11 protein-coding genes (1 of these 11 only partly in view) are annotated in these 10,141 nt (G+C 46.5%); 1 reads left to right on the top strand and 10 read right to left on the bottom strand.

Annotated elements, in window-relative coordinates:
• The 10 genes from tsaD to pcrA all read right to left on the bottom strand — a co-directional run.
• Positions 1 to 594, bottom strand: the 5' portion of a protein-coding gene (gene tsaD / locus ETP43_RS04115; protein WP_022399274.1) for a tRNA (adenosine(37)-N6)-threonylcarbamoyltransferase complex transferase subunit TsaD. It extends 429 nt beyond the left edge of the window; only the first 594 of its 1,023 coding nucleotides appear in the window; it begins with the start codon at positions 592 to 594; its stop codon lies beyond the left edge, outside the window.
• Positions 587 to 1,507: a ribonuclease Z gene (locus tag ETP43_RS04110; RefSeq protein ID WP_129257127.1), complete on the bottom strand. Its 921-nt coding sequence runs from the start codon at positions 1,505 to 1,507 to the stop codon at positions 587 to 589. The genes tsaD and ETP43_RS04110 overlap by 8 nt, the downstream gene beginning before the upstream one ends.
• 16 nt (positions 1,508 to 1,523) lie before the next feature.
• The gene (rimI, locus tag ETP43_RS04105; RefSeq protein WP_129257126.1) at positions 1,524 to 1,976 is read right to left on the bottom strand and encodes a ribosomal protein S18-alanine N-acetyltransferase; all 453 of its coding nucleotides are present in this window, start codon (positions 1,974 to 1,976) and stop codon (positions 1,524 to 1,526) included.
• The gene (gene tsaB / locus ETP43_RS04100) at positions 1,973 to 2,683 is read right to left on the bottom strand and encodes a tRNA (adenosine(37)-N6)-threonylcarbamoyltransferase complex dimerization subunit type 1 TsaB (RefSeq protein WP_129257125.1); all 711 of its coding nucleotides are present in this window, start codon (positions 2,681 to 2,683) and stop codon (positions 1,973 to 1,975) included. Before tsaB ends, rimI begins: the two co-directional genes overlap by 4 nt.
• Positions 2,680 to 3,123: a tRNA (adenosine(37)-N6)-threonylcarbamoyltransferase complex ATPase subunit type 1 TsaE gene (tsaE, locus tag ETP43_RS04095; RefSeq protein ID WP_022399270.1), complete on the bottom strand. Its 444-nt coding sequence runs from the start codon at positions 3,121 to 3,123 to the stop codon at positions 2,680 to 2,682. The genes tsaB and tsaE overlap by 4 nt, the downstream gene beginning before the upstream one ends.
• A 16-nt stretch (positions 3,124 to 3,139) precedes the next feature.
• On the bottom strand, positions 3,140 to 3,643 hold the full coding sequence (locus ETP43_RS04090; RefSeq protein ID WP_129257124.1) for a YcxB family protein: 504 nt from the start codon (positions 3,641 to 3,643) through the stop codon (positions 3,140 to 3,142).
• Between the two features lie 78 nt (positions 3,644 to 3,721).
• Positions 3,722 to 5,203 (bottom strand): glycoside hydrolase family 32 protein, encoded by a 1,482-nt coding sequence (locus ETP43_RS04085; protein ID WP_129257123.1) that lies wholly within the window; start codon positions 5,201 to 5,203, stop codon positions 3,722 to 3,724.
• 43 nt (positions 5,204 to 5,246) lie between these two features.
• Positions 5,247 to 6,641: a 23S rRNA (uracil(1939)-C(5))-methyltransferase RlmD gene (gene rlmD, locus ETP43_RS04080; RefSeq protein WP_129257122.1), complete on the bottom strand. Its 1,395-nt coding sequence runs from the start codon at positions 6,639 to 6,641 to the stop codon at positions 5,247 to 5,249.
• A 95-nt stretch (positions 6,642 to 6,736) separates the two neighbouring features.
• The gene (locus ETP43_RS04075) at positions 6,737 to 6,970 is read right to left on the bottom strand and encodes a hypothetical protein (protein ID WP_022399266.1); all 234 of its coding nucleotides are present in this window, start codon (positions 6,968 to 6,970) and stop codon (positions 6,737 to 6,739) included.
• An 85-nt stretch (positions 6,971 to 7,055) separates the two neighbouring features.
• Positions 7,056 to 9,281 carry a DNA helicase PcrA gene (gene pcrA, locus ETP43_RS04070; protein ID WP_129257121.1) on the bottom strand — a complete coding sequence of 742 codons (2,226 nt, stop codon included), beginning with the start codon at positions 9,279 to 9,281 and terminating at the stop codon, positions 7,056 to 7,058.
• 233 nt (positions 9,282 to 9,514) lie between these two features.
• On the opposite strand from pcrA, the gene ETP43_RS04065 reads away from it, so the two are divergent.
• The gene (locus ETP43_RS04065; RefSeq protein ID WP_022399264.1) at positions 9,515 to 10,126 is read left to right on the top strand and encodes a DUF1836 domain-containing protein; all 612 of its coding nucleotides are present in this window, start codon (positions 9,515 to 9,517) and stop codon (positions 10,124 to 10,126) included.
• Positions 10,127 to 10,141: the final 15 nt, after the last annotated feature.

The following is a 10,141-nucleotide window of genomic DNA, read 5'->3' as shown; positions in this document are numbered from 1 at the left end:
ATCCGGATTTCCCTCTTTGGACACCTTATCAATCTTCGGACCTCCCGGATAACCAAGACCGATCGCGCGCGCTACTTTATCAAAAGCTTCTCCTGCTGCATCGTCTCTTGTTCTTCCGAGGATCTCAAATTCTCCGTAGTCTTTGACGATCACCAGATGGGTGTGTCCGCCGGATACGATCAGACACATAAACGGTGGTTCCAGATCCGGATGTTCGATATAATTGGCGGATACATGTCCCTCGATATGATGCACGCCTACCAGTGGCAGTTTTTTCGCGTAACTGATCGCTTTTGCTTCCGCAACGCCTACCAGCAGTGCGCCGACAAGTCCCGGACCGTAGGTGACTCCGATGGCATCCAGATCATCCAGTGTGACATTTGCCTCAGCCAGTGCTTCCTCTACTACCTGATTGATCTTTTCAATATGTTTTCTGGATGCGATTTCCGGCACTACCCCTCCATACAGGGTATGCAGCGCGATCTGAGAAGAAATTACATTGGATAAAATGGTTCTTCCATTTTTCACTACGGAAGCTGCTGTCTCGTCGCAGGAGCTTTCAATTGCCAGAATCAAAACATCTTTCTCACTCATTTTCTTCCTCCTCAAATAATAAATCCACGGATTTTCCGTCTTTTCCCACATAACTGTTCGGGAAAATCTCTCTTACGCCATCCATATATTCTTCCGGATGTACCAGGGACGGACTGAAATGGGTCAGCCACATTTCTTTTACCTGTGCTTTTTTTGCCAGTTTTGCCGCCTCTTTCATCGTCATATGCTTGTATTCTCTCGCTTTCGCGTCTTTTTCCGGTTCTCCGTACATTCCTTCACAGATCAGCAGATCCGATTCTTTCGCATGTTCTTCCATAGACACCGTCGGACGGCTGTCCGTACAATAGGTGACTTTCAGTCCTTTTCTTGCCGGTCCGAGTACCATATCCGGTGTGTACACTTTTCCATCTGCCTCGATCGTCTCCCCTTTTTGCAGAGGGTTCCAGAATTTGAGCGGAATCTCGTTGGCTTTTGCCTGTTCCACGGAGAATTTTCCGCCGCGATGGATCTCAACCGTATAACCGTAACAGGTCACATTGTGATTTACCCGGAACGCTGTGATCTCATATCCGTTGATGGAAAATGTCTCTTCCTGCCCCTGGATCTCTTTGCAGATGATCGGAAATGGCAGTTCCGGCGCAATTGTCCGAAGGGCATGAACCACCCGTTCGAGTCCTTTCGGACCGATCAGCGTCAGCGGTTCGGTGCGCTCTGCATTTCCCATGGTCAGTAACATTCCCGGAAGTCCGCTGATGTGGTCTGCGTGGTAATGGGTAAAACAGATCACATCGATCGGTTTAAAGCTCCAGCCTTTGGCCTTGACCGCTACCTGCGTTCCCTCTCCACAATCGATCATCAGACTGCTTCCATTATATCTTGCAAGGAAAGAAGTGAGATATCTGCGCGGCAGCGGCATCATCCCACCGGTTCCCAATAAACATACATCTAACATAGAATTTTTAATTCCTCTATCTTTCTTTTCCGGTTGTCTCATGCATCATCAGTACCGCATGTTCCACCGGATCCTCATAATAATTTTTCCGTAAACCGTTTTTCACAAATCCGGCTTTTTCGTACACATGGATCGCTCTCTCATTGCTCTCGCGTACTTCCAGAAACAGACGGGATACTCCCATCTCTTCGGTTTTCCGAATCAGTTCCTGTACCAGAAGTTTGCCGATACCGTGGTTTTGTCTGTCTTTTTTTACGGATACATTGGTAATATCGCCTTCATCCTGCACCATCACGACACCACAGTAGCCAAGGATCTCTTCGTCCTCCTCTGCTACCAGAAACAGGGTATCCTGGCGGATCAGAAAGGTAAAAAATCCTGTCTCTGTCCACGGGCGGGAGAAATTCTCATTTTCAATCTCCATCACCTGTTCCAGATCGTCCAGCTGCATTTCCCGAATCTCTGTCATCTTTTTCCTGCTTCTCTTTCCGCACGCTCCCGCTCTGCCTGAGATACCCGAAGGTATTCCGGCTGATGCTCGACTGCTGTTACTGTTTTGCCTTCCCGGTAATATTTTTCTGCCAGTGCTCCCACGGCTCCTGCCCGCTGTTTGTTCAGGTGTGCCGGTGCAAAGCTGTATGGTACCTGCATATTTTCTTTTAACATTTCCTGATAGACCGTTACGCCATCCCCCAAAAAGGTCACGGCTTCCCCCAGTGTATTCAGTTCCTGGATCAGTTCTTCCACGGCAATTGCTTTCTGGGCGCTTACAGTCACCAGTTCATGATCTTCAAACCGATAGATGCCGGTGTACACCTGTTTTCTTCTCGCATCCATCATCGGGCAGATCACTCCCGTGGTATCATACAGATTGTATGCGAGCGCGTCTACGGTCGGCACCGGGATCAGCGGTTTCTTTAATGCCAGTCCCAGTCCTTTCGCCGTAGCGGAACCGATGCGCAGACCGGTAAAAGATCCCGGACCTGCTGCCACCGCGATGGCGTCTATCGTTTCCAGATCCAGTTCGATCATCTTTGCGATCTCATCGAGCATCGGAAGCAGAGTCTGGGAATGTGTCTTTTTATAATTTACCGTATATTCTGCCAGCAGCTGATCTTCTTCCACAACAGCGACAGATGCTACCAGTCCCGAACTGTCAAGTGCTAATATTTTCATTCGTTTTCCCATCCTTCCAGTCCTGTAATGGTGATCCGACGATAATCGAATCCCCTTTCCAGGTCTTTCTCAATTGTTACATGAATACTGTTTTCCGGAATCAGTTCCTCGATCAGTTCCGCCCACTCGATCATGCACACACCATTTCCAAAGAAATAGTCATCATAACCGATCTCTTCCATCTCTTCGATATCTCCGATACGGTATACGTCGAAATGATAGAACGGAAGCCGTCCCTCTTCGTATACCTGTACGATGGTAAATGTCGGACTGCTGACCGCTTCTGTGATTCCAAGTCCTCTGGCAATTCCCTGGGTAAACACTGTTTTTCCAACGCCAAGGTCGCCGTTCAGGGTATAGATCTGTCCCGCTTTTGCCTGTTCGCCAAGTTTCTGACCCAGTGCAAAGGTTTCCTCGGGACTGTTTGTTTCTATTATCATTGTTTTTCCTCTTTCTTTATTTCAGACGAATTTTCAGCTTCCTCGCATCCACATGTTTCTTCAGAAGTTCCAGCAGTTTCTGGTAATTTTTACCGACTGCTGCCTTCGGCCATACATAGGCATCTGCTTTGTTGATATAGACATACAGGCATAACTGGCTGTCAATCACCTTTTCCACCTGATTCCATTTCAGATGTCCGGTCTGCGCGTTCTGGATCGTCGTGATTCCGGTGCTGTCTACTTTGTAAGTAAATGGTTTTCTATACACCGGTGTTCTTTTAAATCCCTGATCCGCTTTGATCCAGAGTTTTCCCGGCATCAGGAGCAGGAAAAATACAGCAAAAAAGATATAACACACGCTGAACATTCTTCCCACCCGGTTCCAGGTAAGCACACACAGCGGAATCATCGCAAGTCCTGCCAGAAGGCTGAGTTTTCCACGCAGGGCCCGGTAGGTGTGCTGCAGAAAGAAATCAAACAGATACTGTCTGGTCATCTGCACATTAAATTGTACTTTCACTTCTGTTCTCCTTTATTTCTGATCTTTGCATATTATAGAATTATATCATAGGAATCTTATTCCTACAAGAAAGGAGAACTATTCCAGCATGGCAATTGTATGCTGTGTCACGCTGAACGTTGCTTTTCCGTCACTGGAAAATACAATGCCCTGTGATTTCAGATCGGTGTAGATCAGCGTTGTCATCGCCTGTTTTCCGTCATTTGCAAATACTTCAATCGTATATTTATCCATCACGATCCGGAATGTTATCGTATCCTGATCGTTTGCCACCTTCATGCTGCGGCTGCAGATCACATCTCTTACCAGACCGGAATAGGTACGATCCACGGTAAATAATTCCTGGTATCTGTTATAGTACAGTTCGGTATAATTTTCATCGTCGCAGGCAAGCAGAATGGAGAATCCTTCCAGATCCTCTTTTTTTACTTCCACTGTCATATCAAAACTTCTGCCTGTGATTCCGTCCAGTTCGGCAGACTGATTTTCCAGAGTGACTTTTTCATATCTACGCTCACCGGTATAATAATTTTCAATCTCACGTACTGGAAGCTGTACCAGACTGTCATCTTCCACATGCAGTTCTCTCGGGAGTGTCATAAGTCCGGTCCAGTCCATATCTTCCGGGGTCATAAAATTATCCCAGCTCTGGAGCCATGCGACCATAACTCTTCTTCCGTCTGTTGTTTCTACGGTCTGCGGCGCATAAAAATCCATACCGTAATCTACCTGTCTCGCATCGCCTCTGGTGTAAGTCATCGTCTCTTTGTCATAGTCCCCGGTAAAATAGATGGAATTGTTTCCGTTGTGAAATTCCAGTCCTTCCGCTCTCATAAACTGCGGAGATACGATCAGAACCTGACGGCCGTCAAGTGCAAAGAAATCCGGGCACTCCCACATTTTTCCATAACGGTTTTTACACTGGTCGATCATTTTCTCGTAGTTCCAGTGGATCGCATCCTCGGAAGTAAAGAGTGCCAGCTGACCGCTTCCGTCTTCTGCCTTGCTTCCGATCAGTGCGAAAAACTTACCATCTTCTTTCCAGATCTTCGGATCGCGGAAATCGACCGGAGAACTTCCTTCCGGCAGACAGTCTGCGGTGATCACCGGGTTTTCCGCCACTTTTTCATACGTTTCGCCGTCACCGATCGCAATACTCTGTGTCTGGCGTACCATATGGGTTCCGTCTTCGAGGTCTTTTTCCAGCACGCTGGTATACATCAGGATATGTTTTTCTTCATGTTCTACGGCTGTTCCGGAAAAGCATCCCTGCCCGTCGTATTCCATATCCGGTGCCATCGCGCACGGAAGTTCTTCCCATTTGATAAAATCTTTTGTCTTGCAGTGTCCCCAGTGCATCGGGCCCCATTTGTTCTCATATGGATAATACTGATAAAACAGATGGTATTCATCCCCAAATCTGGAAAATCCGTTCGGATCGTTACACCATCCGGTTGTCGGCGTTACATGAAACGCCGGACGCTTGTTCTCATCCCGTTCCTGTTTTTTCTTTGCTTCATATGCGATTGCTTTTGCTAATTTTTCTGATGGTTTCTTCATAAAAGTGACCTCCTTTTGTAATTATTGTGTTTTATTTTAAGCATTATTTTCTGACACATTTCAGATGACAGATGGTTTCTGTGTGTACCGTCTGTGCAAACTGGTCAACGCACACGCAGCGCTCCACGCGGTATCCCTGCTTTAAAAAGATTTCCAGATCTCTTGCAAGACTGGTTGGTTTGCAGGAAATATAGACCAGATTTTCCACCTGATAGTTAATAATCTTTGGTAAAGCTTTCGGATGAATACCGTCCCGCGGTGGATCGAGCACGATAAAGTCCGGTTTTTCCCCGATCTCATCCAGCACTTTTAGTACATCTCCGGCGATAAATTCGCAGTTTTCGATTCCGTTTCTCTCAGCATTTTCCCTTGCCGCCACAACGGCTTCTTCTACGATCTCCACGCCGATCACTTTTTTTGCCACTGCTGCCAGGATCTGTGAGATTGTTCCGGTTCCGCTGTAGAGATCAAAGACCGTCATATCTCTGGTATCCCCGATATAGCTTCTCGCGGTTTCATACAACACTTCCGCACCGAGAGAATTCGGCTGGAAAAAGGAGAATGGCGTGATCTTAAATTTCAGTCCCAGCAGATTCTCATAAAAATAATCCTGTCCATACAGCACTCTCGTCTCATCACTCTGTACCAGATCCGCCAGTGAATCGTTCAGGATATGCAGGATTCCCACGATGGTTCCTTCAAGCGGGAGTGCCAGCAGGCGTTCCACCAGTTCCGAAAGATCCGGATCCAGCTGTGTGGTTGTCACCAAGTTGATCAGAATCTCCCCTGTTGTATTCCCGCGGCGTAACAGCAGATGTCTCAGATAGCCTTCATGGCGCATCTTATGGTAGTAGGTAAATCCCTGTTCTTTACAGTAATCCAGCACACAGGTCAGAATCTTCGTCAGATCTTCATGTACCAGCTTACAGTCGGATGCAGTCAGCACATCATAGGTGCTTCCCTTTTTATGGAGTCCCAGTGTCAGCGGACCGTCTTTTTCGGCATCTCCGAACGAAAATTCCATCTTATTACGGTAACGGAATTCTGTAGGGCTTCCCTTGATTCCCTCAAAAACATAGTCTGGGTTTCCGTTTTCATCCACCTGACCACCGTTTTTGATGGCTGTGTCCAGGAGTCTTCGGATCTGTTCCTGTTTCATCTCCAGCTGATGGCTGTAGTCCATGGTCTGGTACATACATCCGCCACACTGTGGAAAGATGGAACAGACCGGTTTTCTCGTCTCAAGCGGTGACGGCTCCAGCACTTCCAAGAGCCTTGCTTCCACCCTACCGCCTCTTTTTTTATTGATCATAAAGCGGACACGCTGTCCCGGCATCCCGTTTTTTACGATCACCGGTTGACCGTCCACCATGACTCTTCCTTTATTTGGAAAATCTACCTGTTCTATAATACCCTCGTATACTTCACCTTTTTTCATCTACTGTCCTTTCTTGGTGTCTCTTTTTTAATAAAACCTAAGAAAAGCTCCGGGGTCTCCTCCGAAGCTTTCCTGCCGTTTTGTGTATTCACATGTTAATTTTCTTCGTTATCTTCTTCTTCAAAGTAATCGTCAAAATCATCATCGAAATCATCTTCAAAGTCTTCCAGATAATCCGGTGTGAAAAAACGGTACACTGCATATGCAATACCTGCAACTGCTGCAACGGCACCTATAATTGCCAGGACCCACATCACTGTGTTTTTGCATTTTTCTTCTTCTTTTTCCTGCTTCTGCAGCAAAGCCATTAACTCATCAAGTTTATTCATATTGAACACCGTCCTTTCTCTAAAAGCATAGCTTCCAAAAACTGTTATTATTATACCACTATCCCTGTGATTTTACCACAAAAATTTACTCCGTTATTTTTTTTAATTTTGCAAAGGAGGCAAACATTTTTTTTGTTCCCACTTTATCAAAATCTACCGTAACTTCATAATCCTTGCCGCCGTCAACGATCGCCTGTACCGTTCCGGTTCCGAACTTGATGTGGCGCACGGTATCTCCCACGCCGTAAGAAAGTCCCTGTGACTTTTTCACTTCAAACTGTTTCGGGGAAAAGCTGGTCTTCTGGTAGGTCTGGCGCATTCTTGCGTAACTGCTGGATGGTTCCGGCATCTTTGTGATCGTCCGCGCCTTCGGCTCTCTTCCAAGTTCCACCAGTTCCCGCGGAATCTCGCGGATAAAACGGGAAACTTTGTTATACTGAGTTTCTCCACGGATCATACGCTGCTGCGCCGCACTCAATGTCAGTTCTTTCATTGCTCTTGTGATTCCCACGTAACAGAGTCGGCGCTCCTCTTCCATATCCTGTGGGTCATCTCCCACGATCGTCATATAACTCGGGAAAATACCGTCTTCCATACCTGCCAGATACACATTCGGGAATTCTAGACCTTTCGCACTGTGTAAGGTCATCAGAAGCACACGGTTATCGCTGTCCTCCACGGAGTCAATGTCTGCGATCAGCGCCACTTCCTCGAGAAATCCGGACAGGCTCGGATCTTCCGCATCATCCTCATAGGATGCTGCCTTGGAAATCAACTCGTCGATATTCTCGATACGTGCTTTTGCTTCATCTGTATCTTCCGCTTTTAATTCATCGACATAACCGGTCTCTTCGATCAGTTTTTCCAGCAGTTCTTTCACCGACAGATACTCGATCTGGCTGCGGAACTTCTGGATAAATTCCACGAACGGACGAACTTTCGCGCTTCCGCGTCCAAGCGTCGGGATCTCGTCCGCCTGCCGCAGCGCCTGATAGAAACTGATACCGTAAGCATCTGCATAATCCTGCACTTTTCCGAGGGTAGCCGCACCGATCCCACGCTTCGGCACGTTGATGATTCGTTTGACAGCCACATCGTCCTTCGCATTGTCAATCGTCTTCATGTACGCGAGCAGGTCTTTGATCTCTTTTCTCGCATAGAAGTTTACACCGCCCACGATCTTATACGGAATATTCGCGATCAGAAATTTTTCCTCGAACAGACGGGACTGGGCGTTGGTTCGATACAGGATTGCACAGTCTTTATAGTCATAGATTCCTTCCCGGACTTTCTGGCTGATTGCACCGGCAATATATTCTGCTTCCTCGTATCCGTTCTGGAACTGGCGAAAATGAATCGGGGATCCCTCTTCATTTGCCGTCCATAAGGTCTTGTCTTTTCTTCCCTCGTTATTTTTGATGACTTCATTTGCCGCATTCAGAATATTCTGGGTAGAACGGTAGTTCTGTTCCAGTTTGATGACCTTTGCCTGTGGAAATACTTTTTCGTAGCCAAGAATATTTCCGATATTGGCACCACGGAACTTGTAAATGGACTGGTCATCGTCACCGACCACGCAGAGGTTTTGATATTTTTCTGCCAGCAGACTCACAAATTTGAACTGTGCGGTGTTGGTATCCTGGTACTCGTCCACCATGATATAGCGGAACCGCTCCTGATAATAATCGAGCACATCCGGGCAGGACTGAAACAGTTCCACGGTCTTTACGATCAGATCATCAAAGTCCAGAGCGTTGTTCTGACGAAGCTGTTTCTGATACGCTTCGTACACCCGGGCGATCGTCTGCGCGCCGTAGCCGGAAGCGGTGGATGCCTGCAGTTTGTATTCTGCCGGTGATACCAGCTCATCCTTTGCAGAAGAAATGGCTGCCATCAGTGTGCGTTCTTTGAACTGTTTGGTATCGATATTCAACCGCTTGCAGATCTCTTTGATCACCGTTTTCTGATCGTCGGTATCGTAGATCGTAAAGTTGTTGTCGTATCCCAGCCGGTCGATGTATCTTCGCAGCATCCGCACGCAGCTCGAATGGAAGGTGCTCACCCAGATACTTTCCGAACCGAATCCGACGATCTGGTCTACACGTTCCCGCATCTCCTGTGCTGCCTTGTTCGTAAAGGTAATCGCCATGATATTCCATGGATTTACCCCTTTTTCTTCTATTAAATATGCGATCCTGTGTGTCAGGACACGGGTTTTTCCTGATCCGGCACCGGCAAGAATCAGTACCGGTCCTTCGGTATGGAATACCGCTTCCTGCTGCATCGCATTCAAACTATCATATTTACTCATATTTTCCTCTCCATCTTTTCCATGCATCTCCGGAATTTTCCGGAAACGCCTGTCTTCGTACAGGTGTTCTTATCATATCATGCACCTGTTGGCAAGTCAATTGTTAGTGTTCACTCTGTCTGTTGTATACCCTCCAGCTCCAGACACCTTCCCGCGAAGCATTTTCCTGTAAAGAAAAAAAAGATTTACAAATAGTATTAAAAACTATATAATAGGGTGAAAGAGGTGATATGATGACGATTGATACAAACGATCTTTTAAACAGCATTCTTGGAAGCCTCTCCCGTATTGACTATATCAAGCCGGAAGAAGTCCCGAACATTCCTTTATATATGGATCAGGTAACCACCTTTATGGACGCGCAGCTGGCTTCCTCCAAACGTTATCCGGAGGATAAGATTCTTACGAAGACGATGATCAACAATTATGCAAAAAATGATCTGCTTCCTCCGCCGCTGAAGAAGAAATACTCCAAAGAGCATCTGCTGGTACTGGTGTTTATCTATTATTTTAAAAGTATTCTTTCGATTACAGATATACAGGCACTCTTAAAGCCGATTACCGACACGTATTTTCCGGCTTCGGAGGATCTTTCCCTGGAAGATATTTATAATGAAGTCTTCCGTTTACAGAAATCTCAGGTGGATGTTCTGAAAGAAGATATCGCCAACCGCTACCGGTTATCCCGCGAGACATTTCAGGATGCTCCGGAGAAAGATCAGGAGTTTTTAAAAACATTTTCCTTTATCTGTCTTCTGAGTTTTGATGTCTATGTGAAAAAGCAGCTGATCGAATCTCTGATTGATGATCTGAACCCGGATACCAAAGAGAAAAAGAAAAAATAAAAAATGCAGGATTTG

Source organism: Blautia faecicola (assembly GCF_004123145.1).
Taxonomy (GTDB): domain Bacteria; phylum Bacillota; class Clostridia; order Lachnospirales; family Lachnospiraceae; genus Oliverpabstia; species Oliverpabstia faecicola.
The sequence above is the reverse complement of the archived record's forward strand: the minus strand, read 5'-3'. Positions and strand labels throughout refer to the sequence as shown.